Origin of the sequence: Pedobacter sp. N23S346 (assembly GCF_048515415.1) — a bacterium.
In the GTDB taxonomy this organism is placed as follows: domain Bacteria; phylum Bacteroidota; class Bacteroidia; order Sphingobacteriales; family Sphingobacteriaceae; genus Pedobacter.
The window spans coordinates 12,670-38,101 of sequence record NZ_JBLYEE010000016.1 but is presented as its reverse complement, the minus strand read 5'-3'; the positions used below and the strand labels follow the sequence as shown (position 1 = coordinate 38,101).

General features: G+C 38.0%; 22 protein-coding genes. 12 read left to right on the top strand and 10 right to left on the bottom strand.

The features are described from left to right. Window positions 1-88: 88 nt before the first annotated feature. From ACN1CD_RS21140 to ACN1CD_RS21130, 3 genes are all read left to right on the top strand, one after another. Window positions 89-1,168 (top strand): alkene reductase, encoded by a 1,080-nt coding sequence (locus ACN1CD_RS21140; protein WP_419132402.1) that lies wholly within the window; start codon window positions 89-91, stop codon window positions 1,166-1,168. After that, complete coding sequence (locus ACN1CD_RS21135; RefSeq protein ID WP_419132401.1) at window positions 1,158-1,646, top strand: DUF4440 domain-containing protein; 489 nt, start codon at window positions 1,158-1,160, stop codon at window positions 1,644-1,646. The genes ACN1CD_RS21140 and ACN1CD_RS21135 overlap by 11 nt, the downstream gene beginning before the upstream one ends. Window positions 1,647-1,730: 84 nt before the next feature. Then, complete coding sequence (locus ACN1CD_RS21130) at window positions 1,731-2,141, top strand: MmcQ/YjbR family DNA-binding protein (RefSeq protein ID WP_419132400.1); 411 nt, start codon at window positions 1,731-1,733, stop codon at window positions 2,139-2,141. A gap of 349 nt (window positions 2,142-2,490) precedes the next feature. Here the strand turns inward: ACN1CD_RS21130 and ACN1CD_RS21125 are convergent, their stop codons facing one another. Then, on the bottom strand, window positions 2,491-3,234 hold the full coding sequence (locus tag ACN1CD_RS21125; protein WP_419132399.1) for an SDR family oxidoreductase: 744 nt from the start codon (window positions 3,232-3,234) through the stop codon (window positions 2,491-2,493). Between the two features lie 102 nt (window positions 3,235-3,336). On the opposite strand from ACN1CD_RS21125, the gene ACN1CD_RS21120 reads away from it, so the two are divergent. After that, entirely contained in the window at window positions 3,337-3,687 is a 351-nt protein-coding gene (locus ACN1CD_RS21120; RefSeq protein WP_419132398.1) for a winged helix-turn-helix transcriptional regulator, read from the top strand. A 60-nt stretch (window positions 3,688-3,747) separates the two neighbouring features. On the opposite strand, the gene ACN1CD_RS21115 is transcribed toward ACN1CD_RS21120, so the two are convergent. The 4 genes from ACN1CD_RS21115 to mnmE all read right to left on the bottom strand — a co-directional run bounded on the left by ACN1CD_RS21115 (window position 3,748) and on the right by mnmE (window position 8,807). Further along, entirely contained in the window at window positions 3,748-5,139 is a 1,392-nt protein-coding gene (locus ACN1CD_RS21115) for a DASH family cryptochrome (protein WP_419132397.1), read from the bottom strand. 596 nt (window positions 5,140-5,735) lie between these two features. Then, complete coding sequence (locus ACN1CD_RS21110) at window positions 5,736-6,197, bottom strand: XRE family transcriptional regulator (protein ID WP_419132396.1); 462 nt, start codon at window positions 6,195-6,197, stop codon at window positions 5,736-5,738. A gap of 303 nt (window positions 6,198-6,500) precedes the next feature. After that, complete coding sequence (locus tag ACN1CD_RS21105) at window positions 6,501-7,043, bottom strand: STM3941 family protein (protein WP_419132395.1); 543 nt, start codon at window positions 7,041-7,043, stop codon at window positions 6,501-6,503. A gap of 405 nt (window positions 7,044-7,448) precedes the next feature. Then, window positions 7,449-8,807: a tRNA uridine-5-carboxymethylaminomethyl(34) synthesis GTPase MnmE gene (mnmE, locus tag ACN1CD_RS21100; protein ID WP_419132394.1), complete on the bottom strand. Its 1,359-nt coding sequence runs from the start codon at window positions 8,805-8,807 to the stop codon at window positions 7,449-7,451. Between the two features lie 191 nt (window positions 8,808-8,998). On the opposite strand from mnmE, the gene ACN1CD_RS21095 reads away from it, so the two are divergent. Both ACN1CD_RS21095 and ACN1CD_RS21090 read left to right on the top strand, forming a co-directional pair. Next, entirely contained in the window at window positions 8,999-10,123 is a 1,125-nt protein-coding gene (locus tag ACN1CD_RS21095) for an AI-2E family transporter (RefSeq protein ID WP_419132393.1), read from the top strand. A 7-nt stretch (window positions 10,124-10,130) separates the two neighbouring features. Continuing rightward, window positions 10,131-10,652 carry a protease gene (locus ACN1CD_RS21090; protein WP_419132392.1) on the top strand — a complete coding sequence of 174 codons (522 nt, stop codon included), beginning with the start codon at window positions 10,131-10,133 and terminating at the stop codon, window positions 10,650-10,652. A gap of 57 nt (window positions 10,653-10,709) precedes the next feature. On the opposite strand, the gene ACN1CD_RS21085 is transcribed toward ACN1CD_RS21090, so the two are convergent. The 3 genes from ACN1CD_RS21085 to argS all read right to left on the bottom strand — a co-directional run bounded on the left by ACN1CD_RS21085 (window position 10,710) and on the right by argS (window position 14,069). Next, window positions 10,710-11,369, bottom strand: a complete 660-nt coding sequence (locus ACN1CD_RS21085) for a DNA-3-methyladenine glycosylase family protein (RefSeq protein WP_419132391.1) — start codon at window positions 11,367-11,369, stop codon at window positions 10,710-10,712. A gap of 7 nt (window positions 11,370-11,376) precedes the next feature. Further along, window positions 11,377-12,138 (bottom strand): sulfite exporter TauE/SafE family protein, encoded by a 762-nt coding sequence (locus tag ACN1CD_RS21080; protein ID WP_419132390.1) that lies wholly within the window; start codon window positions 12,136-12,138, stop codon window positions 11,377-11,379. 158 nt (window positions 12,139-12,296) lie between these two features. Beyond that, window positions 12,297-14,069, bottom strand: coding sequence for an arginine--tRNA ligase (gene argS / locus ACN1CD_RS21075; protein WP_419132389.1), 1,773 nt, complete (start codon window positions 14,067-14,069; stop codon window positions 12,297-12,299). 255 nt (window positions 14,070-14,324) lie between these two features. On the opposite strand from argS, the gene ACN1CD_RS21070 reads away from it, so the two are divergent. The 3 genes from ACN1CD_RS21070 to ACN1CD_RS21060 all read left to right on the top strand — a co-directional run bounded on the left by ACN1CD_RS21070 (window position 14,325) and on the right by ACN1CD_RS21060 (window position 17,618). Further along, complete coding sequence (locus tag ACN1CD_RS21070) at window positions 14,325-15,776, top strand: arginine deiminase family protein (protein ID WP_419132388.1); 1,452 nt, start codon at window positions 14,325-14,327, stop codon at window positions 15,774-15,776. A gap of 174 nt (window positions 15,777-15,950) precedes the next feature. After that, window positions 15,951-16,862 (top strand): citrulline utilization hydrolase CtlX, encoded by a 912-nt coding sequence (ctlX, locus tag ACN1CD_RS21065; RefSeq protein ID WP_419132387.1) that lies wholly within the window; start codon window positions 15,951-15,953, stop codon window positions 16,860-16,862. 177 nt (window positions 16,863-17,039) lie between these two features. Further along, window positions 17,040-17,618 carry a PhnA domain-containing protein gene (locus ACN1CD_RS21060; RefSeq protein WP_419132386.1) on the top strand — a complete coding sequence of 193 codons (579 nt, stop codon included), beginning with the start codon at window positions 17,040-17,042 and terminating at the stop codon, window positions 17,616-17,618. Between the two features lie 733 nt (window positions 17,619-18,351). Here the strand turns inward: ACN1CD_RS21060 and ACN1CD_RS21055 are convergent. Together ACN1CD_RS21055 and ACN1CD_RS21050 are read right to left on the bottom strand one after the other, a co-directional pair. Beyond that, window positions 18,352-18,786, bottom strand: a complete 435-nt coding sequence (locus ACN1CD_RS21055; RefSeq protein WP_419132385.1) for a DUF983 domain-containing protein — start codon at window positions 18,784-18,786, stop codon at window positions 18,352-18,354. A gap of 317 nt (window positions 18,787-19,103) precedes the next feature. After that, window positions 19,104-19,331 carry a hypothetical protein gene (locus tag ACN1CD_RS21050; RefSeq protein WP_419132384.1) on the bottom strand — a complete coding sequence of 76 codons (228 nt, stop codon included), beginning with the start codon at window positions 19,329-19,331 and terminating at the stop codon, window positions 19,104-19,106. Between the two features lie 648 nt (window positions 19,332-19,979). Between ACN1CD_RS21050 and nirD the strand changes: the two genes are divergently transcribed. The 3 genes from nirD (at window position 19,980) to ACN1CD_RS21035 (ending at window position 25,427) form a co-directional block, all read left to right on the top strand. Next, entirely contained in the window at window positions 19,980-20,327 is a 348-nt protein-coding gene (gene nirD / locus ACN1CD_RS21045) for a nitrite reductase small subunit NirD (protein ID WP_419132383.1), read from the top strand. Window positions 20,328-20,548: 221 nt separating this feature from the next. Next, window positions 20,549-21,847: an MFS transporter gene (locus ACN1CD_RS21040; RefSeq protein WP_419132382.1), complete on the top strand. Its 1,299-nt coding sequence runs from the start codon at window positions 20,549-20,551 to the stop codon at window positions 21,845-21,847. A gap of 25 nt (window positions 21,848-21,872) precedes the next feature. Further along, a complete protein-coding gene (locus ACN1CD_RS21035) occupies window positions 21,873-25,427 on the top strand; it encodes a molybdopterin-dependent oxidoreductase (RefSeq protein ID WP_419132381.1) in 3,555 nt (1,184 codons plus the stop codon). The last annotated feature ends 5 nt before the right edge of the window (window positions 25,428-25,432 follow it).

The following is a 25,432-nucleotide window of genomic DNA, read 5'->3' as shown; positions in this document are numbered from 1 at the left end:
CAGAGGCATTAAAAAGCGGTTAACCGCTATCAAAAATTATAGTTCAAAAATCAAATGGTGTTTAGCACCGTTAATCAAAATAGAAAACATGAAATTATTAAATGAAGTAGTATTAGGAAATCAAACCCTAAAAAACGCCATAGCAATGGCACCAATGACCCGAAGCCGTGCAAACAGCGAAGGCGTTGTACAAGATTTAACCGTATTATACTATACACAACGTGTTAGTACCGGACTGATCATTACAGAAGCGATAAATATATCCGAGCAGGCAATTGGTAGCCCATACACACCTGGCTTATATAATCAGGCACAAATTGAGGCATGGAAAAAAGTAACCCAATCTGTTCATGATAAAGGTGGCGTAATCTATGCCCAACTCTGGCACACTGGCCGTGTAGGTCATTCAGTTGATAAAAATGGAAACCTTCCTGTTGCACCATCGGCAATCGGCATACAAGGACAGCAGCATTTTACCTCCCAGGGAATGAAGGACTATGAAACGCCCAGGGAATTAACCAACCAGGAGATTAAACAAATAGTTAAAGATTACGGACAAGCTGCTAAGCATGCTATTGAAGCCGGTTTTGATGGTATCGAACTGCACGCCGCTTTCGGGTACTTGCCCAATCAGTTTCTATCAGAGAGTGCAAACAACCGTACGGATGAATATGGCGGAAGCGTAGAGAACAGGAACCGTTTCGTACTGGAAGTAATGCAGGAATTGGTTAATGCATCAGGCAGTGATAAAGTTGGAATCAAACTATCACCAACCATTTATTATAACAATATCGAGAACAATGATCCTGAATCACAATTTAAACCATTGATCGAAGCATTAAATGAGTTGCCATTAGCGTACATTCACCTGATGAACGCAATGTTCCCACTGGATAATTATCCGCACTACCCTAAGAATGTGATAGAGACTTTTGGCCGTGTGAGCAACCATTTGGTAATCGCAAACGCTGGCTACACCAAAGAAAGTGGAGAAGCGGAATTGGAAAAAGGAATAGCTAAAATAATTTCTTTTGGCTCGCCGTTTGTATCCAACCCAGACCTACCAGAAAGATTTGAGCAGGATGCCGAACTGAACCAACCAGACCCGGCAACAATGTACGGTGGAGGTGAAAAAGGATACACAGATTATCCGTTTCTTGAAAATTAATTCTGAACACAGAGACGATGACAAAAAAAAACCTGCTTACGAGCAAAATTACACAGAAGAAGAACGCAAAATTGCAGAACACATCATCGGGCTGGAAAAATCAGCACTAGACAAATGGTTCAATGGTGATACCTCAGGATACGAACAACTTTGGTCTGAGCGAAGCTTCACTTATTTTGATGCCGTTGTAACCGAACGAGTAGATGACCATGCCACTATTGCCAAGTTTCTAGAAACGATTGAGGGCAAGTTATTTGCCGACACCTATGATTTTCGTAGTCCCCGAGTACAAATAGGTCAAGACATGGCTGTGCTTACTTTTCAGGTTTTCGCAAAAACCACGCTCATAAACATGGAATATAACTGTATCGAAGTATACCAGAAAGAAGCAGATGAACAGTGGCGGGTTATTCATTCTACCTGGTCGTTTATCCGGCCGATGGATAAAAATTTCGATGAAACAAAAAGTGTTGTATAATCCTTAAACTTTTAAAAAACCCTAAACACCATTACTTATTGTCTACCGTTTCTAATGTAGCAGCAATAGTTTAGATTTTGAAGAATGATAAAAAAGAATGATATGAATGCTGAAAGTTTAAGAGAATATTGTCTTTCCTTTGAGGGAGTTACTGATAAAATGGCATTTACCAAGGCTACATCAGAATATGATAGAAACCTATTGGCTTTTTATGTGAAAGAAAAATGGTTCTGTTTTTTTAATATAGATGAGTTTGATTTTTGCACCTTAAAATGTGATCCAGGGGAATCAAAGAAACTTCAGGATAAATATGAGGATATCACGCCGGGTTATCATATGAATAAAAAACATTGGATCAGTGTTCATTTCAACAAAAATGTTCCGGATAAAATCATCAAAGACTTATTGAAAAAATCATATGAACTTGTGGTGGCTTCACTAACAAAAACGGAAAGGCAAGATTTGGAAGAAGATGCCCGTGAAAATGAACAATAATATAATCAGGCACAATTAGTTTAACACCTATCTTGGTGGATCCTGAATCAAGTTCAGGAGGACGATTCGTCGCAAAATGTATTTCTCGAGTGGTGTACTAACCGATTCGTCATGCTGACCTGTAGCGCAGCGGAAAGCTACGCAGTAAATTTAGTTCAGCTCCTATCTTGGTAAGCTCCTGAAGAATAATTAATTAAGGCTTCATCACTTGAACCCCAATTACAATAAAGAAAAATTTTGTCTTAAAAAATGAAGTATTTAAGGTAAGATATTGATCAATTATTTAAAATAGAAAAAGCAGCCAATGCCGCTTCTTCTATTTTATGTTATTCAGAAATGATGTTGCAAATTATTTTAGTGCATAATTAAGGTAACCGCCATCAGCTATAATCTCTGTTCCTGTAATAAAGCTTGCCGCATCAGATGCTAAGAATAATACTGTCTTTGCAATTTCATCAGCATCGCCGAGCCTTTGTAAAGCTGTAGCAGCCGCTAAAAACTCTTTTGCTTCTGATGGTACAGCATTTTCTAAACCTGGTGTTGCCACCGGTCCCGGACTAACAATATTAACGCGAATTTTTCGTCCTGCTAGTTCGTTTGCTGCAATTTGGGCTATTTTATTTAATGCTCCTTTAGTGGCAGAATATACACTCGATCCTAAATTTGCAGCTGTTGCAACTGTTGAAGAAGTGAACAATACTGCGGCTCCATCGGCCAAATGAGGAAGTAATTGTTGCAATGTAAAAAAATGCCCCTTTACATTGGTATTGAATTGTGCATCAAAATTTGCTTCAGTAACTTTTTCTATCGGCTCGAATGTTGCAATTCCGGCATTCAGGAAAAGAACATCTACTTTTATGCCTCTTGCTGCAATTGCTTTTTCCAGGACAGAAATGTCAGCAAGTTTTGAAGTGTCTGACACTACAGTTTGTAATTGAGGATGATTTATTTCTGCGGATGCTTTTTGGAGGTTGTCGGCATTTCTACCTGTTATCCAAACGTTTGCCCCCACGTTAATAAATGCTTTCGCTGTTGCAAATCCGATTCCAGTAGTTCCTCCTGTAATAACGACGTTTTTATTTGTAAAATCCATAATAATCTTTAATTGTTTAAGCTGTAAAGCTATCACGAATCAATTTATTTCAGTTACTTTGTAACCAAAAGTAACAGTAACTTTTGGGTAACAAAGTAACTTATGAATGAAAATGATTGTCAATTAGGACACACAAAAGAGATCATGGCTGTGCATGATGCAATGGACGTACTGAATGGAAAATGGAAAATATCCATCATTTCATCGATCTGTTATTATAATAAAAGAAGATTTTCTGATATTTTGAACGATGTACAAGGAATATCGAACAAAATGCTGAGTAAGGAATTGAAAGAGCTGGAGATCAATAAATTAATAAAACGAACGGTATTAGAAACTCAGCCTATATCTGTTCAATATCAGCTAACAGAATATGGCATGACGTTAAAAACCATCATTAATAACCTGACCGAATGGGGCTTAGCGCATCGTAAAGTAATTATTGGCAAATAAACCGTATGCTGTTAATTATGAATTTGTTGCTACGAATTATTATTATACTGATGCTGCCAATTAAACTGCTGGTTTTTGTATCAGGTTAATTGCCCTGTTCCACTTTTTATATACTTCAATAGGCTTTGGATAAGCCGGAATGTCGAATTCCCATGGGATTAAAACTTCTACATCGCTCCTATCCGAAAGCTCAGGGATCCACTTACGAATAAAGTCTTGCGATTTGTATTTATTAGATTGATGCACGGGATTAGTGTACCAGATCTCAAATGCCTGCATGTGCCAGTTCATCCAATTGGAACTGACATCATAATCAATTAATTTAGCTTCAAAATAAGCTGCGCCCCAGGTCCAGTCTATTTTTAAATCGTGCACAAAATAGCTTGCACAATTTACCCGACCACGATTACTCATATATCCGGTCTGGTTCAATTGCCGCATGTGCGCATCTATAAAAGGAATTCCAGTCATACCCTGACACCATTTCTCAAACTTCAACGGATCATTTTCCCATACGATATCCTTATTTTTGTAGCCATTTGTTTGAAAGATAGTATTTCCAAAACGCATGCCCTTAAACGTAAAATAATCCCTCCATACCAATTCGAAAACCAGCCACCATGTGCTTTGATTTTTTTTGATTTTCGATTCGTAATCTTTTACCTTTTTATAGATTTCTCGTGCAGAAATACAGCCTAAGGACAGATAAGGAGAAAATTTTGAACTGTAATCTAAGCCATCTGATTTATTTCTACTCCATCTGTATCCGGTTAAAAGCTCAGATTTGAAGGTATAATATTCTAATCTTTCCAATGCCGCGGTTTCGCCCCCCTTAACAAATGGTTTAGAATTTTCATATTCATCTTTATTGAACCCGTAAACACTGTAGGATGGTATTTTTTTGGTTTTTATTTTTTCAACAGCATTTAGTTTGATCGGAAGGCTAAAAGTTGTCCGGGGTTCGGCATGAGTTCCAACAGGAATCCTGTAGGCCTTGCTGGTGAGCGGAATCTTTGCGATCTCAAAAGGAATGTCATCTTTATGATAAAGTGTTTTACCCCAGAAAAAATGAAACTTTACATCAGAAAGCGAATTAACAACCTGATCAACTAAGTTAATTTCATAACTCGCATACTCCTTTTCTGCATAAACGTCTGTAATATCATATTTTTCAATCAGCTCAGGTATGGTTTCAAGTGCAGAAATCTCACCTACAATTAAATGACCACCAAGGGATTCCAGACTTTCTCTTAAATTAAGAACAGACTGCTGCGTGAACTTAAATCTGTTTATATCTATCCTTCTGAAGCCAGGTTCCAGTTTCTCAAAGTCTTTTTTCTCCATACAATAACAAAAAAGCAGATCGTCACATTCTTCCTGAGCCCGAAATAATGCCTCATTATCATGGAGTCTTAAATCATTCTTAAACCAAACTAATCCGCGTTTCGCCATTTATAAAATTTTTTACAACTATCTGTAAGATAATTTTTTGCTGATACTTAGAGTTAATAATGTTGACATTAAAGTGCAGAGCGAAAATGCATTTCTGGTATTTTTTTAATGAGGAAAAGTAGCTGTATGCTCATGATCCTACAACGTTAATTTAAATTTTTCTATCCTGAATTAATATGTCTATACTGAATAGATGCTGAAACAACACTATACAATAGATAAAAGTTTGATATCGGGGATTCTCCTGGATAGCTTCATGCTAGGATTTCATCGGTATTGTTTGTTGTAATTTGTTCCTTGCTACATGATTAGTAGCAAGGAGATTTCCACGAAACAGAGAAAAACAATTTCTTGCAATGACGATGTGTTGCGAATATCTTTTAAAAATCTGGTTGTAGCATCTCGCTAAGACTTAACTCATATATCGATAGCATTAAGATTGCTTCATGCGTCGCAGCAATGACGACTGGGTTAGTTAAGCGCTTAGTTTTCCTAACCCCCGAGCGTCCTTGCGAAAACATTTCCCGATCCTTCATCGGTAATGTTATTAGCAATCTCCTGTTTGCTACAAATCAGCCGTGGTGACGAGTATTTCTTTATTTAGAAAGATAAAAGTAAAACATTGCCTTAACAATTTGACTCATCGACCGCTTTCCGGTAACCCATTCAGCTATACTTTCGCGGTCAATCCCTGAATCAAAAGCAATCTGTTTAATTCTCACGCCTTTTTCTTGCATTTTCTTTTCTATCCATGGCACATTAACTAAGTTGGCTGGTGAAGGCAGATGCGTTTCTGCAGAGACGACTATCTTAAATTCCGGGGAAATTTTTCTAAAAAGATCTTCTGTTCGTTTGATCAAAGTCGCCTCGCTAGCATACTTTCCTGAAAGTGTTTCGTTTTGAACGGTTAAAATTTCAATTGTATGGTCTTTAATAGCTGTGACCGTGAAGGAAATATTAGATTGCTCTTTATGTCGGGCTGCTGCAGCTTCCAGTTTAAGGATTTTTTCGCTTGTTATAAAATTCTCAAGCATTGCTGCGTTTTCAATTGTACTCATATTATAACTTAAATTTATAGCAATATCCTGGCTTCACTGTCAGTAGTCACTGCTTTTGCTTTATCAAACCATAACATAGCCTGTTTTTTAATCTCATCAAACTTTGAATTGACCAATGCATCCTTTTTGGTAAAATATTTAATGACTTCGAAAATCGCCAGACCTATAATGGCATTTTATTAAATCCCATATCTATTTATTATTTCCTTTCTAACCAAATTCTTAGCAATAGGTTTTAGATTTTAATTCGAAGCATCATGCTTTATTTATGAATCAACACCTTTTAACCTCATCTTAGATAGATTAAACTTTTACCTGTTTCGGGCTATCTACCTCTTTTTTGAAAGAAGTAATTACGGTAAATAATTCCTGAGCATCAAAATTGAGTTCAGACGCGGTAAGATTAATGGGTAAATTTCCATTTGCATCCTCTATTCCGTTTACAACCATAGCAGATAATTTTTTCTTAATAATCGGGATATAATGATCAGGCTTATCTACTGTAAGTGTAACCAGCGTATCACCGCCCACCTTTTCTAAGCTGATGTCTATAATATCCTTCCAAAAAATTAATCCTGCCGCTTTGCTTACTGCAGTAACTTTTGCAATAATTCCTTCATTGCTGAGGATGATTAGTGGCGAGGTATCTCTTAAAGAAAGTAACTTATTGACAATTACAATAGCTAAGATGAGACTAAATACTCCGGTTATAGCTGCTAATTTGGCACTTAAAGTATTCGTAAATAAGCCAATACTGTATAAAAATATCACTACCAAAACTAACAATACGCCTGTGCAAATCAGGATTAGATTTACCGTTTTTCTTTTGTTTCTATAAAATTCCATTTTGTATATTGATATATGATTTAATTCCGCCTGCAATTTCAAATACCCCTATCTTGCTGCCAGCGATGTTTACAATTAAGTTGAATCCCTAATCAAAAATTGAACCTTTCAAACCAATAGAAAATAAAATGTTTGTATGGTGTTCATTATCTGCCAGTTTTATTTCAACTGTTATTTCTGAACAGTTTGTCAATTGAAGATTTTATCCAAAAAGGGATACACTATGCTATTAGGTCAATAAGGATTTTGAGAAATTATTTCTTCAAACTTTAAAAACGCGACTAAATACGCACTACAATTATGTAAAGCAGTGCAATATGACAAAAAATCAGGACACCAAAAAAAACACTAATAAAAATTAGCGATTAGTTTCATGGGTTGACTATTATGTGTTAATAGTTGAGATTACTTTCCGATACAAAACTTCGTAAATATATTTTCCAGCAAATCATCCGTAGTCACCGTACCGGTGATTTCGCCCAGGTAATGGAGCGCTTGCTTAATATCCATCGCCAGAAAATCAGAAGTTACCGGATTGTCGACATTATTGAGCACCCTTTGCAACGCATTTTCCGTTTGCTTTAAAGCCTCCACATGGCGGATATTCGTCACCAGGGTTTCGCTGGTGTTGATGTGGTGCAGGTTTACCTGTTCCAGTAGGGTGGTTTTCAATTCATCAATCCCAACCTTCTCTCTCGCAGATAGGAAAAAAACATCCAAAGCTTCAAAAGCTTTTCGTTGCTCGGCAGAAATCAGATCAGCCTTATTAAGCAAAATTAGATAAGGAATTTCCAGTTGTTTTAAGCCCCTCACCTGTTCTTCGATTTCGGCAGTGGTTTGTGCCGCATCTGCCATATAAATGATGAGTTTAGCCTGCTTCATTTTTTCCAAAGTGCGTTCCACGCCTAGCGCCTCAATAATATCGGCCGTATCGCGGATTCCGGCAGTATCAATGAAACGGAACACAACGCCACCAATGGTCAATTCATCTTCAATCGTATCTCTGGTGGTTCCGGCAATATCAGAAACAATCGCTCGTTCTTCATTTAATAAGGCATTTAAGAGTGTCGACTTCCCCACATTTGGTTTCCCTGCAATTACAATCGGAACCCCATTTTTAATCACATTCCCCATTTCGAAAGAAGAAATTAATCTTCTTAAAACGTGATTTATCTTGTTTACCAGATTTGTAAGCTGCTCGCGATTGGCAAATTCTACATCCTCTTCTGCAAAATCCAATTCCAGTTCGATCATGGATGCAAAATGAATCAGTTGTTCCCTTAATGCCTTCAATTCAGTGGCAAAACCGCCACGCATTTGCTGCATCGCTACATCATGCGAAGCTTTGGAGTTTGACGCAATTAGATCAGCCACGGCTTCGGCCTGACTTAAATCAAATGCTCCGTTAAGGAATGCCCTGAGGGTAAATTCGCCCGGCTTAGCTGCCCGCGCACCTTTGCTAATCAACAGGTTAATAATCTGCTGAATAATGTAATTTGAACCGTGACAAGAAATCTCCACAACATGCTCCTTCGTATACGATTTTGGTGCTACAAATAATCCTGCCACTACCTCATCTACAATATGATCTCCATCTTTAATCAAGCCGAAATGAAGCGTATGAGAAGCTTGATTCTCCAGATCTTTCCCTGCAAAAACTGAGTTGGCCAGGGAAATGGCATCCGGTCCGGATAAGCGAATAACGCCTATTGCACCAGATCCTGATGGTGTAGATAAAGCAATGATGGTATCTTGATCGTTCATGTTTAATTTCAAAAACGTAAAATTAAGGCTTATAAATGGCTTTATCATGGAAGAGAAGTAATTTTTAAAGCATACCTTAAACCCTATAACCCTGTTAACCCGCTAAACCAATACCCTTCTACACCATTTAATCCTAATTTAAAAACATTTTAAGGAAGAAGGTGTTTAAAACTCAATCAAATAAACCATATATGATAAACAATTTTCCACTAACTGTAAAGCGATCAATAGAACTCCTCGGCTTGATTGCGCTGGTGACCGTTATGGTCGTCGCAAAAGATATTATTATGCCCATGCTAATGGCCTTCTTCATTAGTATCATGCTGCTTCCGGTCTACCGCTTTCTCAAAAGGAAAAAAGTTCCGGAAACGTTATCTATCATTTTACCCATATTACTGGTTGCATTTTTTGTTGCACTGGTGGTTTGGTTTTTCTCGAATCAAATCGGCATGCTGGTTCAGGATTTCCCTCAAATTAAAGCCAACGTTACCCAGCATATCAATTCGTTAAGTGATTGGGTAAGCAAAATTACGCATTACGATGACAAACAGCAGAAAGCATTTATTCAGGATAAAAGCGAAGATCTGATGAACATGGGCACCTCTTTAGCTGGTGGCGCCGCAGTTACCTTAAGTGGTATTTTTGTCTTCATCGGTTTACTCCCAATTTATATCTATTTGATGCTTTTCTACAAAGATATCTTGCTGAGGTTCATCTTCATGTGGTTCCAAACAGATGACCACCCGAAAGTGAAAGATGCCATTTATGAAACGGAATCCATCATTAAAAGTTACCTGATTGGATTGTTAATTCAAATCACTTATATGACCATTTTATTGGGTGGAATTTTGATGCTCATCGGGATCAAACATGCCCTGTTAATTGGTGTAATTTTCGCCATCTTAAACCTGATCCCATATGTAGGTGCACTGATTGGTAACTTAATTGGCGTGTTGTTAACACTTACTTCTTCTCAGGAATTATGGCCCGTTATCACCGTTTTGGGTGTAATTGCATTCGTTCAATTTTTGGATAATAATATTTTGATGCCTAGAATTGTAGGTTCGAAAGTTAAAATTAATGCCTTATTTGCCATCCTCGGGGTATTTATCGGCGGAAGTATTGCTGGCGTCTCCGGGATGTTTCTTGCACTCCCAATTGTGGCAGTATTAAAAATCATTTTCGACCGTACAGATTCATTTAAACAATGGGGTGTTTTATTAGGTGATGAGCGTCCGGCTAAGAGCCCGATGACCTTCCCTGCATTCAGAAAGAAGAAACCTGTTGAAACCAGATCAGGAACAGATAAAAATTAAATTATAAATGATGAAAAAATTAATAATTATTGCTGGCCTTGGGCTGGGTTTATTTACCGCCTGTAGCTCTTCAAAAAATAAAGAAAAAGCTGGCGGAAACAATGATACCACACTTTTGTCGCAAGCCACGGCAGAAAAGAAAGTCGATCCTATACTTGGAAAACTATCTGTAATTGGAGAACCAAAACTCGGAGCGATTAATATGAGGTTCACAGTATACAATAATACAGATACCGTAACTAAATTTTGTATCTGGCATACGCCATTTGAGAAACTGATGAGCAAATACCTAGATGTTGCGCTGGATGATTATACACCAATAGATTACAAAGGCCCGATGGCAAAACGAATTATGCCTCCTCCTGCTGATAGTTATAAAGAACTGAATGCGGGTGATAGCACCAGTGCTGATTTTAACCTTGCCGATGCTTATGCAATTACTAAAGCTGGAAATTATACCATTAAATATAATTCGTCAACCATTAGTGGAATTGTGGTGAGCGACAGTTTAAAGATTAAGATCAATTAAGAATTAAATCTTTTTAAATACTTAAAAGCATCGTTGGTTAATTCCAGCGATGCTTTTTTATTTGCATGCCTTCAGTGGATGATGCAAATAACGAGCCTTTCTTTCTTCAAGATAAAAGTGCCAGAGCATCATTACAGCTACCGTTCGGTAAGGTTTCCAAATCACAGTTAAGGCTAGCATTTCTTCTTTGATGATTCCCTTTGGAAGGTTTTTCAAACTTTTCATGGCATTTACGGCTGCAAGATCACCTAACGGAAAAACATCATTGTGGTGGAGGATAAACAACAAGTAAATATCAACTGTCCAATCGCCAATGCCCTTTACGCTTTTGAGTTTTGCGCGAATTTCATCATCATGAAGTAATGCTAACTTCGCTAATGACAACTCTCCCTGCACTATTTTCTGTGCCAGATCGCGGGCATAAACAGTCTTCTGCCGACTGAAATAACAAGCCTTTAACTCTTCATCAGTAAGTTGAAGTAATGCTTTCGGCGTAATATCCCCTATTTTTTCTTTGAGTTTATTTAGAGCTGCTAATGCCGAAGCCAGAGAAACCTGTTGTTCCAGAATAATGTGAATCAGCGATTCAAAAGTATTTGGTCTGGACCAAAATGGCGGATAACCATATCGATCCAAAATGCCAGCTAAATCAGGATCTTTTTTGGCCAGCAGATCACAAAGTTGATGAAAATTTTCTTTATCAAATGTTTCAAACATGATCTCCTTATTTTAGCAAGATATCGTAAGCAAACCTCAATATCGTTCCAAAAACAACAATTAAGAAAAATATCCTTACAAACTTATTTCCTTTAAGTAAAGCTAACCTCGTTCCGAAATAAGCACCACATAAATTAAAAACAGCCATTGGTATGGCGTACTGAAAAAGAATATGGCCTGTGTAACTAAAATAAATAATCGCTGCTAAATTGGTGGCGATATTTACAATCTTCGCATGTGCACTGGCGCCAATAAAATCAAAGCCCAACACGGCAATGAAAACCAAAATCAGAAAAGATCCTGTTCCTGGCCCGATCAAGCCATCGTAAAAGCCAATAACCAAACCAAATAATGTAGCCATCAGCACCTGCTTTTTTACGGAATGATTCTTCTCCTGATGTATGCCGAATTGCTTATTAAAATAAGTATAGAGTGCCACCAAAATCAGCACAATCAGAATCACTGGTTTGATCACCGTATTATCAATCTGGCTCACCAGGAAAGCACCCAAAAGCGCCGCTAAAAAGGCAGTAAAAGCACAAGCCGCTAAAACTTTAAAATTGAATTTAACTTGCCTGGAATATTTAAAAGCAGCTAAAGTGGTGCCTGCAATTGATGGGATTTTTGTGGTTCCCAATAGCGTAGCGACCGGATAATGCGGTAAAATAAGTAAGGTGGCAGGTGTTTGTAATAAACCTCCGCCACCTACAATAGCATCTATAAAACCCGCTGCAAAAGCAACTAGGCAAAGTAAAACTAGCTCATACATGAATGCCAGGATTTTTAGAATCACCAGATTTTAAGGTCATATCTTTAAATTGCATCATCTATTTTATTTCCCCTCTTCCATTTCCCCTTTTACCTGTTTTCTATTTCCCTTTTACATCCCACCTCTTCCCATCTTACATCCTCCTTTTTCCATCTCAACTACATCCGCTCCGGCGAAGTAATCCCTAAAATCAACATTCCAGCATTAATAATATCGGCAGTTTTTTTAGCCAGATTTAAACGAAATTGTTTGGTTTCACCTTCTTCTGTTTTCACAATTGGTGGAACATCATGGTAGAACTTATTAAAAAGCTTCGCCAGTTCATATAAGTAATTCGCCAAACTCGCCGGACTATAAGCCTTCGCCGCAATGGCAATTTCCGATGGATATTTAGCCAATTGCAGAATCATTTCTAATTCTACCGGCAGTAAATCTTCAGACTTAGGACTTTTGACTTCAGACTTATACTCAGCCTTGCTTAACAACGATTTTATCCTCGCATGTGTGTATTGAATAAACGGACCCGTATTGCCTTGGAAATCGATACTTTCTGCAGGATTAAACAGTAAACGTTTCTTAGGCTCAACCTTTAACAAGAAGTATTTCAGCGCACCTAAGCCAATATTTTTATATAATTCTTCTTTATCTGCCTCCGCGAAATCGTTTGTTTTACCCAATTCCTCGGTTTTCTCACGTGCGGTAGTAATCATACTTTCGATTAATTCATCAGCATCTACCACAGTACCCTCACGGCTTTTCATTTTACCGTTTGGTAAATCAACCATGCCGTAAGATAAATGGTATAACCCCTTTGCCCAGCTTTTACCAAGCTTTTCTAGTATAAGAAACAACACCTTGAAGTGATAGTCTTGCTCATTACCTACCACATAAATCGACTCATCCATATTGAAATCGTCGTGTTTCATCTCTGCAGTTCCTAAATCCTGAGTGATATAAACCGAAGTCCCATCTGCACGTAAAACCAATTTCTGATCTAAGCCATCAGCAGTTAAATCAATCCAAACTGAGCCATCTTCTTTTTTGAAGAAAACACCGCTTGCCAAACCTTCATCAACCGTACCCTTTCCTAATAAATAGGTATTGCTTTCATAATAAAATTTGTCGAAATCTACGCCGAGGTTCTTATAAGTAACGTGGAAACCAGCATAAACCCACTCGTTCATGGTTTTCCAAAGCGAAACTACTGCTTCATCACCCTGCTCCCAGGCCAGCAACATTTGTTGTGCAGCTTTAATTAGAGGCGCATTTTTCTTCGCTTCATCTTCCGTCTGACCTTCAGTTTTTAAAGCCTCAATTTCTTTTTTATATTCCCGGTCAAAAATCACATAGTATTTTCCTACCAAATGATCACCCTTTAAGCCTGAACTTTCTGGTGTTTCGCCATTCCCCCATTTTTGCCAGGCCAGCATTGATTTACAAATATGAATTCCACGGTCGTTAACCAGGTTCACTTTCACCACATCGTAACCGTAAGCCTTTAGCAATTCAGAGACCGAATAACCCAATAAATTATTGCGTACATGCCCCAGGTGAAGTGGTTTGTTTGTGTTTGGAGAAGAATATTCTACCATCACTTTTTTTCCATTTGATGGGAAAACACCAAAATCAGCAGCTAAAATCTCTTCATTAAATTGATTTAAGAAATAACTTTCAGCAATACTTAAATTTAAGAAGCCTTTAACAACGTTGAATTTCGTAACATTTTCTACATGAGACACCAAGTATTCACCAATTTCATTAGCGGTTTGCTCCGGCGATTTTTTAGAAATTTTGGTAATTGGGAAAACAACGATCGTTGCCTGCCCCTCAAATTCTTTACGGGTTTCTTGTATATTGATCACACTTTCAGCAACTTCTTCCTGATAAAGTTCGAGAATGGCTTTTTGTGTTTCGGAAATAATAAAATTCATGGGGTAAAAATAGGGAAAAAGTCCGAAGTCAGAAGTCAGAAGTCGGAGGTTTAATTCCATAGCCGAGATTTCAAGAAAATTAAAGACTATTATTCATTTCGCAGAAAGACTAAAGCAGAAAGATCAAAGCGGAAAGACCAAAGCGGAAAGACTAAAGATGAAGCTGACTCAATCTTGATACTTGATACTTACTACTCGATACTTACTACTTGATACTATTCTAAAATTAAATAGATTTGCAATAACTAAATATTCATGAGCGTAGAAAATCAAAATTTCAATGTGAGCGTAAGCACCGAGATCGGTCGGTTACGCAAATTATTAATTCATAGTCCTGATAGTGGTTTGGGCAAAGTGGTGCCATCAAAAGCGCAAGACTGGCTTTTCGAAGATATTGTCCATTTAGATACCATCCGCAAAGGCGAATACGATTATTATATTAAGCTTTTGATGTACTTTCTGGATCCTGAGAAAATTAAAGGAAAACTGGCTCAAATAGATTCAGCTGAAGAAAACAGAAACTTTTACAAGCCAAACCACCCCGATTTCCACAATTCAACTTCGGTAATAGAAATTCAGAATCTGTTAAGCGAAATGCTGGAGAATGAATCAATCAGAAAAAAATTGGTTGCAGCGGTTTGCGCCATAGAAGGCTGTACGTATAAAGTGCAGATGGAGTTAACGAATACCGATCCTAAAGAACTGGCAGAAATTTTCATTTCTGGAACTTTGGCAAACGACACCATGATTTTTGCACCCATTCCGAACTTAATCTTCACCCGGGATGTAGGAATAACCATCAATAACCACATCTTATTAAACAAACCAGCAAAGAAAGCACGTGTTCGCGAAACTTTGCTAATGCGTTATATTTTCTTCAATCACCCATTATTTTCTGATTATAGTAATAATGTATTGGAAATACCTGATGTAACCATGCATTTCTTGCGTCCGGGAGATGAGCCGGCATTTAGCACTACGTTAGAAGGTGGCGACGTAATGATGGTAAGTCCGAATCATGTATTAATTGGTTGCAGCGAAAGAACCTCTGAGCATGGCGCAAATGAAGCCATTAAATTGTTATTCGATCATGATGTGGTAGAGAAAGTAACCGTGGTAAAAATCCCGAGCAAACGAGATTACATGCACCTCGACACCGTGTTCACACAAGTGAAGCGCAACACTTGGGTAATCTTGAATTCTATTGCACATTCGCCAAAATACAATCCTTACGAGCCGATCAACTTTTTAAAAGAACCTGAAAAGTTAGAATCGACGACTGCCATTCAATTTACAAAAGCAAATCCACAGGAACCAAAATATTTTGAGCATGTGGAGGCATTGTTGAATGACATTAGTCAGAATGATTTAAAAAGCACTGAACCAACTAAAATTATTTACAGTGGAAATAATCAGTTCCCTTACGATTCTAGAGAACAATGGACCGATTCCTGTAACCTCCTAGCCATAAAAGAAGGTGTTGTTTTAGGTTATGATAGAAACGACAAAACAGTTGAAGCATTTAAAGCAGCAGGATTTGATGTGGTAGATGTTAAAGATTTAATTCAGGATCTGGAAAGTGGCAAAGCAAATGCCGAAACCATTACCGATACATTGATTTTGATGCCATCAGCAGAATTATCACGTGCCCGTGGAGGTTTCCACTGCATGAGTTTACCGATTTTAAGAGACAACCTGGTTCATTAGTCATTGGTTAATTTGGATATTGGTGCATTGTGTATAACCTTTGCACAACAACATTAATAGTTAGTTAATAACTAATGAACTTTTGAACTAATGACTAATGAACTATTTATTAAGGCACCCTGCATGTCTTGATACCTGATACTGAATACTTGATACTAATTACTCGATACTAAAATGCAAACCACCAACCACCTTTTAATGATTCGTCCGGTTGATTTCAAATTTAATGAGCAAACGGCCGCCAATAATAAATTCCAGTTTGCTTCTACTGAGAGTGACATCCAAGCACAAGCTTTAAAAGAATTTGATGGCTTTGTTGAATTGCTCAGGAAAAATGATGTTGATGTTACGGTTATTGACGACACCCTACAGCCAGAAACACCAGACTCTATCTTTCCAAACAACTGGGTTTCCTTTCACGATGATGGCTCGATTTACCTTTACCCGATGTTTTCTGAAAACCGCCGGTTGGAACGCAGAAAAGATATTTTAGAGGGCTTAAAAGAAAAGTTTGAAGTGAATCATGTGAGCGACTTAAGTTTCTATGAAATGCAATACGCATTTTTAGAAGGAACCGGAAGCATGGTATTAGATCGCGTAAATAAAATCGCATACGCTTGCTTAAGTGTACGCACCGACCAGGAAGTGCTGGATAACTTTTGCATGTTAACTGGTTATGAGTCCGTTTCATTTCAAGCGGTAGACGATACAAACTTCCCAATTTACCACACCAATGTGATGATGTGTATTGGAGATCTATTTGCAGTGATTTGCCTCGATTCTATTCGGAATGAAGAAGAAAAATTAGCAGTGATGTTAAGACTCACTAACAGTGGAAAAACAATTATCGAGATTACACTCGATCAAATGAATCACTTCGCAGGTAATATGTTGCAGGTGGCTAACCAAAATGGCGAAAGTTTATTAGTGATGTCAGAACAAGCCTACTTATCACTTACGGAAGAGCAAGTTGCCACCCTGGAGCATTTTAGCCGAATCATTTATGCACCGATTTATACGATCGAAAAAAATGGTGGTGGCAGTGCAAGATGTATGTTGGCCGAGATTCATTTACCAAAGAAATAAGCTTCATCCGAATCCTTGGTTGGTAACTCTCACCAAACAACTATCCAAATTTAACTAAACTGTTCGGCGTGTCGCCGCCCAGGGGCCTGTAATCTCTTATTCCTTGTTGGTGACACACCAACCAACATTCCATTCCAATAAGTTTTAGTACTTTCGCGGAAAATTACAACACCAATTATGTCTTTAGTACAACAACTCCAAACACGGTCAGGGAACAAATGCGAATTATGCACAGCAGATACAGGTTTAAGCGTATATGAAGTTCCACCAACCAGCAATGCCAATGCCGATAATAGTATTTTGGTTTGCAAGACCTGTTTAGATCAGGTTGAAAAAACAGAGCAATTAGATATTAATCACTGGAAAACTTTAACTGACACCATGTGGTCTGAGTTCCCTCCCGTACAAGTTGTAGCCTGGAGAATGTTAAGCAGGTTGAGAAATGAAGGTTGGGCATCAGACAGTCTGGATATTTTATACCTTGACGAGGAAACACTCGATTGGGCTAAAAAAACCGGCGACCATGAATCAGATGGAACAGTAGAATTTCATCAGGATAGCAATGGAACCCGCTTGTATGAAGGCGATACGGTTGTATTAGTTAAAACATTAGATGTGAAAGGATCAACATTAAGTGCAAAACTAGGCACAGTTGTTAAAAATATCCGTTTAGTACACGACAATACCGAACAAATTGAAGGTAAAGTTGAGGGACAAACCATTGTAATTTTGACTAAGTATTTGAGAAAGGGATAATCATTTTTTTCATGAAATAGCAAACAAGTGTAAGTTTTACTGCTAGTTTTTATACTATTTGAACGTCCTTGCGAGAACATGCTCCGATTTTTCATCGGTAATGTTTGTGGCAACCTCATTGCTACAGCATCAGCAGCAATGAGGTTGCCACGAAAAGGAGAAAAATCGTTTCTCGCAATTGCGAGGAGGTACGACGAAGCAATCTATTTTATAGGTTTCTTTGATAAAGATTGCTTCAGCAGATGAATGATCTGCTTCGCAAAGACAATTTTATCATAGGATAAACTAACCGATTCGTCATGCTGACCTGTAGCGCAGCGGAAAGCTACGCAGTAAATTTAGTTCAACACTTATCCAGGTAAGATCCTGAATCAAGTTCACTGTTGTCCGGTTAAAGTTTAAACGATCCATTAAATCCTTTAAATCAAGCTAAAAAAGCTGTTTTTATCTCATTTTTAAAAGGTAAGCCCATTGTTTTATAGGTTTCCTAAAAATCTTGCACTAATTCGGCTGTCCGGTAAAAAACTATCATTTTCAGAGGTTTTAATATTTTAAACCGCTCATAGCTTCTATATCCTGCAAAATATTCTTTTGGTTAAGGAATATTGCAGCCATTTGTGATTAGGCTGTCCGGTAAAAATTTGTTCAAAAAGTTTTACCGGACAACAGTGAATCAAGTTCAGCAGGACGATTTGTTATAAAAGGGATTCCCTTGAGGGATCCACTAACCGATTCATCGCTTTTTAATTCTTGAAGGATCATAATGCAAGCCAGGAGAAAGCCAGTAAAGCAATACCATACGCGAATAACGATAATTTAGCGGAGAGAATAACAATACACCCGTGAAGATAATTATCACAAAATACCATAAATTTTCATAAATAATATCGAGACCTAATACATAGGCAGCTACACCCAGGAAGATTATTTCTGCAACATTCATGGCGTAACTCACAAACATCGATACGTAAAAGTATCCTGGCTCACGCTCAAACTTTAGTGCACAAACTTCACAAACCTCCTTCATTTTCTGAATCTTAAATCCGTACATCGCACCTGTAAAAGCAGATCCAAGTCTACATCGCGGACACTTAGCATGCAGAAATGCTGACCATTGGGAAACATGAGGTATTGTATCTTGGGGTTTATCAGATGTTAAATCATTCATAAATAATAAGCTGTTTAATGTAATTATTTCAAAATACCCTTTAGGTTTATTACGAACAGAACATATAAACAGAAGATTAGGTTTTTCGTTAATTAAACATGACTTTATTGTGTAACATCACAATAAAGAAGGAAAAGATAGCCAATGTACAAAAAGCATGTTTGGGTGTTATTGCTTTTCTTTTAATCTGATTAATAACAGTAATTAAGCAGGCCTATTAAATGTTAGCCAGGAAATTAATTAGCGAGCGAATTAAAATTCTTCGAGTAAAAAACTGAGTGGACTGGCTTGTCCTACTCAGTTCTTTAAAAGTGTAATTAACGAAGGTTCACTTCAAAACCACCATAACTCACCATATCTGCACTATGCGAAATGTTGAGGTTAAGCTTTAATTTTTCAATAATATCTTTAGCCGTTTGAATGGCCTGGTGAATATTGCTTACCCCCCTTATTTCAATTCCAGATCTCATGATCTTAAATTTAGCAGGCTCAAAACGATCTATAAATTTTTGTAAGTCTTTTGCAATTGGTTTTTGTGTGCTCATTCTATATATTTTCCTTTTATAAGCCTATTTATGTATGAATTGTTTTGACGTTTTTATAGAAACGTACAACATTTTCATAACACTGATCTACAGGAAACTGATTCATCAACCATCCCTTTAATAACCACTTAGGCAACCAGACTTATCTGAATTAAATTATTACTTAAATACGGTCTGGATGAATGATACTAAAAACTATGATTTAGAATTTAGAAAATTAAAAATCAAAAAAAATCAAACACAAAACATTAATTTTTACATTAAAAAACAAATAAAAAGTCATAAACAAGGATAATAACAAAAAAAACATCCATCCAACCTAAAAAAAAATACCTATTAAACTTATTAATATTAAAAAATAACAACATTAATAAGCTTAAAAATTACTTAAATCAATAAATACACATAAAATTGATATAAAAATTTTAATTATATTGATATATATATGATAAAAATCATTTAAACACTAATAATTATATACTATTATAGTATATTTGAATATCAAAAATCACATTTAAAGATTTTAATAGTTAATACAAACAAACATTTAGGTAAGAACTCGGAAACTTAAATGGTTTGAGATTAACTTAACATATTTTACGCTAGCCAAATATATTATTGTTTAATATTAACCCTTATCCAAAAAAGATGATAGAAACATCGAACAATTGGTTGGCCGCTTGCAGAGTAGAGGATGCTGTAGAAAATGGCGGTGTCTGTGTAAAGAATGGTGAAGATCAAATTGCATTATTTTATTTCACCAGAAGAAATGAATGGTATGCCACCCAGAATGAATGCCCGCACCGCAAACAAATGGCATTAAGTCGCGGAATGATTGGTACAGCTACCGATGAACCTAAGGTAGCCTGTCCATTTCACAAAAAAAACTTTTCGTTAATAACAGGAGAATGTTTAAGTGGCGACGAGTGCGCGATTAAAACTTATCCTGTAAAAATAGAAAACGGAACAGTTTATATCGGAACCGAACCCAAATAAAAGACTTTTCGTCTATCATTCAAAAGCTTAGATGTTTCGATAAATTTTAATCGGGATCGTTTTTCTGGAGGTAGAAAAAAAGCCGAATTACGTGCAGAAAGGAAAATAGGCCTGGCATAGGCATACAGTATTCATGCAAACCAAACAAACTATCAGCAATGTCGAATTTAACTAATCAACCCCTCAGCAAACTCTACATATTCTCTTTGAAAGGCGTTCAAATGAAAACCTTTCACATTACCTGGTTAACTTTTTTCTTTTGCTTTTTCGCCTGGTTCGGAATGGCTCCACTGATGAAAATAGCCAGAGAGCAATTAGACCTGACTAAAGATCAGGTTGGAAATATTCAGATTGCTTCCGTATCTGCCACCATTCTTGCCCGTTTATTAATCGGAAGATTGATTGATAAGTATGGTCCTAAACTTATTTACACCTGGTTGCTGGTGTTGTGCGCCATACCTGTTATCCTGATTGGCACCAGCCAGTCTTACCTGTCATTTTTGATTTTCAGGTTAGCCATTGGTTTGATTGGTGCTTCATTTGTAATTACGCAATTTCACACTTCAATTATGTTTGCGCCAAATATTAAAGGAACCGCCAATGCTACCGCAGGTGGGTTTGGAAACGCAGGCGGAGGTGCGGCAAACTTTTTTATGCCACTAATTGCATCTGGCCTTACCGCTGTTGGGCTTTGTACTTCTGCAGATAGCTGGCGTTATGCGATGCTTTTTCCTGGCATTATGTTACTGGTTTGTGCATTTCTTTACCATCGGTATACGCTGGATAGTCCCGCAGGAGATTTTAAAAACCTGGACATGGAAGAAAAATCTAAAGAAAACACCTTTCTTCTTGCCGCTAAAGATTATCGCACCTGGATTTTAACCATCGCCTACGCCGCCTGTTTTGGGGTAGAGATTACCGTAGACAACTTTGTTCCAATCTTTTTTACCGATTCTTTTGGAGCAACAATTGCCGTTGCCGGAATGGTAGCCGGGATTTTTGGATGGATTAATATTTTCGCACGCCCGTTGGGTGGTATACTGGCAGATAAAATTGGAAAAACCTGGGGATTTGATGGGAAAACATTGCTATTAGCTTCCCTATTATTACTAGAAGGAGTTGGATTGATCTGGTTCGCCAAATCTGGCAATATCGGTATGGCTATTTTTATGATGTTTGTTTTCGGCCTGAGTTTAAAAATGGCAAATGGAGCAACCTATAGCCTGGTTCCCTTTATCAATCCAAAAGCAGTAGGAAGTGTAGCCGGAATTGTAGGTGCTGGTGGTAATATTGGCGCTATGCTTATTGCGTTTATGTTTAAAGCGAAGGCGAGTCACCTCACCAAAAATGTTGCTGGCCAAAGTGCTAACCTGCACAAAGATTTAATTGACTATACCAGTGCCTTTACCTTACTTGGTTATATTATTTTTGCCGTTGGCATTGCAGTGTTCATTTTTAGAACTGTTATGGCACAAAAACAAAGTCAGGTAGAAGATTTAGTATTAAACCCGTCAAAATAGTTCATCCGTTATATTCAGTCGCCTTTTGAAACAAGAAAAGCCCATATTAAAATCAAACACAACTACCTGCTGCTATTGCGGTGTGGGCTGTGGAATTGTGGTCAATAAAGATGCGCAGGATAACCTTACTGTCGAAGGCGATCAAACGCATCCGGTAAACCGCGGCATGTTGTGTAGCAAAGGGATGAATCTGCATTATACGGTTAACGATAAAAGCGATCGTTTGCTTTATCCGCAGATGCGGTACAATAAAAATATGCCCTTACAGCGTGTGAGTTGGGATACTGCATTAGAGCGAACCGCAGCAGTTTTTAAGGCGTTGATAGAAAAGCATGGTCCGGATAGTGTGGCATTTTATGCCAGCGGACAATGCTTAACAGAAGAATATTATGTTGTAAATAAATTAATTAAAGGCTTTATCGGTAGTAATAATATCGATACCAACAGCCGCTTATGTATGAGCAGTGCGGTTGTTGGTTATAAAATGAGCTTGGGTGAAGATAGCGTGCCCATCAGCTATGATGATATTGAACTGGCCGATTGTATTTTTGTAGCTGGTGCTAATCCTGCCTGGTGTCACCCAATTTTATGGCGACGGATAGAAGCTGCGAAAGCGAAGAATCCGAATCTGAAAATTATAGTAAGCGATCCGCGGAGAACGCAAACCTGTGCGCTTGCAGATTTACACTTACAGATTAATCCGGGTACTGATATCACCTTACATCATGCCATTGCGAATTGTTTAATTACTGAAGGTAAAACTAACAATACCTTTATTAATCAGCATACTAACGGATTCGAAGCCTACCGGGATAATGTGCTAAATACTTCCATCACTGAAGCAGCTATTATTTGTGGCATTACCGAAACTGATATCCGCACGGCCGCATCTTTTATAGGCCATGCAAATGGTTTCCTTACCATGTGGACAATGGGTTTGAACCAAAGTGTAGTGGGTACGAATAAAAACCTTTCTTTAATTAACTTAAACCTCATTACCGGACATATAGGAAAACCTGGCAGCGGACCATTTTCATTAACAGGCCAACCCAATGCCATGGGTGGAAGAGAGGTTGGTGGATTAAGCAATTTACTTCCGGCACACCGAAATTTAGCAAATGAGACAGACCGAAATGAAGTAGAAACTTTCTGGAAGATTCCGCTGGGCACCATTAATTCGAAACCTGGCCTTACGGCTACTGAAATGTTTGATGAATTAAATTCAGGCAAACTAAAGGCCATCTGGATTTTATGCACCAATCCACTTATCAGTTTACCCGATGTGAGAATGGCTGAAGCCGGACTTAAAAAAGCTAAATTTGTGGTGGTTCAAGACATTAGCAATAAAACAGAGACTTTAAAATATGCTGATGTAGTTTTGCCCGCAGCGGCCTGGGCCGAAAAAGAAGGCACCATGACCAATGCAGGCCGATACATTTCGCACCTAAGCAAAATTGTTGATGCACCAGAAGAGGCTTTACCTGATGCAGAAATCATTTGTCGTTTCGCGAAGAAAATGGGTTATTCCGGATTTGATTTTAAAGATCCTTCGGAGATTTACCTGGAACATGCCGCACTCACCGCTGGCACAAACATCGATATCAGTGGATTAAATTACGATATCTTAAAGGAAAAAAGAGCCGTTCAGTGGCCATATCCTCAAAATGCTCCTCCAGCCGGAACCGCCAGATTATTTACTGACTTAAAATTTTATACGGCTGACGAGAAAGCGAACATCCACACCTTTTCTGATGAGAATTTATCTGAAAAATTGAGTCCGGAGCATCCGCTAATTCTTACTACGGGAAGAATCAGAGATCAATGGCATACCCGGAGTAAAACTGGTAAGGTGACGAAGTTGAACCAGCACCTGAGCGAAACATTTTTAGAAATTAATCCGGCAGATGCCGCAGAAAGAAATATTAAGAATGACGATCTTGTTGAAGTTTCCAGCCTGCGTGGTGACGTAAGGGTAAAGGTGAAATACTCTGAAGACATTAAACCAGGTGTGGTTTTTATGCCCATGCACTGGGGATTAATCAATAATTATGACCTCCACCGGGTAAACAACTTAACCAATAACCTCGTTGATCCTATCAGCAAAGAACCCGATTTTAAATACAGCGCTGTTGAGGTAAAGCTATACAAAAAGCCAAGGCAGAAAATCATCGTTGTTGGTGCGGGTGCAGGCGCATGCGGCTTCGTAAAAAGCTACCGTGCTTTAAATGTAGATGATGAAATTGAAGTTTTTAGTAAGGAAGATTTTCCATTTTACAACCGGGTACTCCTCCCCGACTACATTATTGGTACTTTACCCTGGCACAACCTGATCAAAATGAGCGATGATGAGGAAAATGATTACCATATCAAATTGCATCGCGGAGTAGAAATCAGCAAAATATCGAAAGATGAAAAAACAGTAACTGATAGTAAAGGCATTACCCACCATTACGATGTATTGGTGCTGGCAACAGGAAGCAGGTCATTCGTTTTAAAAGATATGCCCTCAATGAATGGGATTTTTACCATGCGCAGTAGAACAGATGCCGATCTTTTCAAAGCGCACATCGACCGCACGAACAAACAGGTAGTGATTGTAGGTGGCGGTTTACTTGGGATTGAACTGGCAACCTCGCTTAGCGAAATCGGAGCAAAAGTTACCATTGTACAAAGGATTTCCCGTTTAATGGGCAGGCAACTGGATATGATGGGAAGCCAGCTGCTGCATGAAGAGATCATCGGTAAAGGCATCGAAATTATTTACAATGATGAAGTAGACCGTTTTTTAGGTAACAAAGATATTTCCGGTATACGTTTAAAAAGTGGTCGTTTGATAGATTGCCAGTCTTTAGTCATCGCCATTGGTACCGTTCCTAATATTGAATTGATAAAACAGGCCGGCATCGATTGCAAAAGAGGTGTTATTGTAGATGAATATTTGCGAACCAATGCTAAAGACACCTTTGCTATTGGTGAAATTGCAGAATTTAATGATCAGCTTTATGGCATTACCGCCGCCGCAGAGCAACAAGCCGAAATAGTAGCCCGTTTCCTTTGTGGCGATATTGGAAAATATTACAGTGGGAGTTTGCTGATGAACATTCTCAAAATGCACAGCTTGGAACTGTGTACACTTGGTTTGGCAGAAATCCCGAATAATGGTGAAGGTTACGAGGAAATTATTTTCATAGATAAAGCAAAGCGCTATTACAAAAAATGCATTGTGCATCAGGACAAACTGGTTGGCGCCATCCTGATTGGTGATAAAAGCGAATTTCTGGAATTCAGAAATTTAATTGAGACCAAAATGGAGTTGAGCGAAAAACGGCTTCAGTTATTAAGAAGTGGAAAAACCGCAGAGCCGATTATTGGAAAAACCATTTGCAGCTGCAACAATGTGGGCGAAGGAAATATAATTAACAAAATTAAGGAGGGTTGTAAAGATCATTTACAGCTTTGTCAGTTAACAGGAGCCGGAATGGGTTGTGGCAGTTGCAGACCAGAAGTTAAAAACATTCTGGATGCTTTTGTAAATGTGCTTAAAGATGCTCCGATACAGATTCCGGTTGAACAGGATTAAGAAAA

What these genes read in the sequence shown, in the direction of transcription:
- ACN1CD_RS21140 (WP_419132402.1), top strand. Translation starts at nt 89, where the DNA reads ATGAAATTATTAAATGAAGTAGTATTAGGAAATCAAACCCTAAAAAAC.
- ACN1CD_RS21130 (WP_419132400.1), top strand. Translation starts at nt 1,731, where the DNA reads ATGATAAAAAAGAATGATATGAATGCTGAAAGTTTAAGAGAATATTGT.
- ACN1CD_RS21125 (WP_419132399.1), bottom strand. Translation starts at nt 3,234, where the DNA reads ATGGATTTTACAAATAAAAACGTCGTTATTACAGGAGGAACTACTGGA.
- ACN1CD_RS21120 (WP_419132398.1), top strand. Translation starts at nt 3,337, where the DNA reads ATGAATGAAAATGATTGTCAATTAGGACACACAAAAGAGATCATGGCT.
- ACN1CD_RS21115 (WP_419132397.1), bottom strand. Translation starts at nt 5,139, where the DNA reads ATGGCGAAACGCGGATTAGTTTGGTTTAAGAATGATTTAAGACTCCAT.
- ACN1CD_RS21110 (WP_419132396.1), bottom strand. Translation starts at nt 6,197, where the DNA reads ATGAGTACAATTGAAAACGCAGCAATGCTTGAGAATTTTATAACAAGC.
- ACN1CD_RS21105 (WP_419132395.1), bottom strand. Translation starts at nt 7,043, where the DNA reads ATGGAATTTTATAGAAACAAAAGAAAAACGGTAAATCTAATCCTGATT.
- mnmE (WP_419132394.1), bottom strand. Translation starts at nt 8,807, where the DNA reads ATGAACGATCAAGATACCATCATTGCTTTATCTACACCATCAGGATCT.
- ACN1CD_RS21095 (WP_419132393.1), top strand. Translation starts at nt 8,999, where the DNA reads ATGATAAACAATTTTCCACTAACTGTAAAGCGATCAATAGAACTCCTC.
- ACN1CD_RS21090 (WP_419132392.1), top strand. Translation starts at nt 10,131, where the DNA reads ATGATGAAAAAATTAATAATTATTGCTGGCCTTGGGCTGGGTTTATTT.
- ACN1CD_RS21085 (WP_419132391.1), bottom strand. Translation starts at nt 11,369, where the DNA reads ATGTTTGAAACATTTGATAAAGAAAATTTTCATCAACTTTGTGATCTG.
- ACN1CD_RS21080 (WP_419132390.1), bottom strand. Translation starts at nt 12,138, where the DNA reads ATGTATGAGCTAGTTTTACTTTGCCTAGTTGCTTTTGCAGCGGGTTTT.
- argS (WP_419132389.1), bottom strand. Translation starts at nt 14,069, where the DNA reads ATGAATTTTATTATTTCCGAAACACAAAAAGCCATTCTCGAACTTTAT.
- ACN1CD_RS21070 (WP_419132388.1), top strand. Translation starts at nt 14,325, where the DNA reads ATGAGCGTAGAAAATCAAAATTTCAATGTGAGCGTAAGCACCGAGATC.
- ctlX (WP_419132387.1), top strand. Translation starts at nt 15,951, where the DNA reads ATGCAAACCACCAACCACCTTTTAATGATTCGTCCGGTTGATTTCAAA.
- ACN1CD_RS21060 (WP_419132386.1), top strand. Translation starts at nt 17,040, where the DNA reads ATGTCTTTAGTACAACAACTCCAAACACGGTCAGGGAACAAATGCGAA.
- ACN1CD_RS21055 (WP_419132385.1), bottom strand. Translation starts at nt 18,786, where the DNA reads ATGAATGATTTAACATCTGATAAACCCCAAGATACAATACCTCATGTT.
- ACN1CD_RS21050 (WP_419132384.1), bottom strand. Translation starts at nt 19,331, where the DNA reads ATGAGCACACAAAAACCAATTGCAAAAGACTTACAAAAATTTATAGAT.
- nirD (WP_419132383.1), top strand. Translation starts at nt 19,980, where the DNA reads ATGATAGAAACATCGAACAATTGGTTGGCCGCTTGCAGAGTAGAGGAT.
- ACN1CD_RS21040 (WP_419132382.1), top strand. Translation starts at nt 20,549, where the DNA reads ATGAAAACCTTTCACATTACCTGGTTAACTTTTTTCTTTTGCTTTTTC.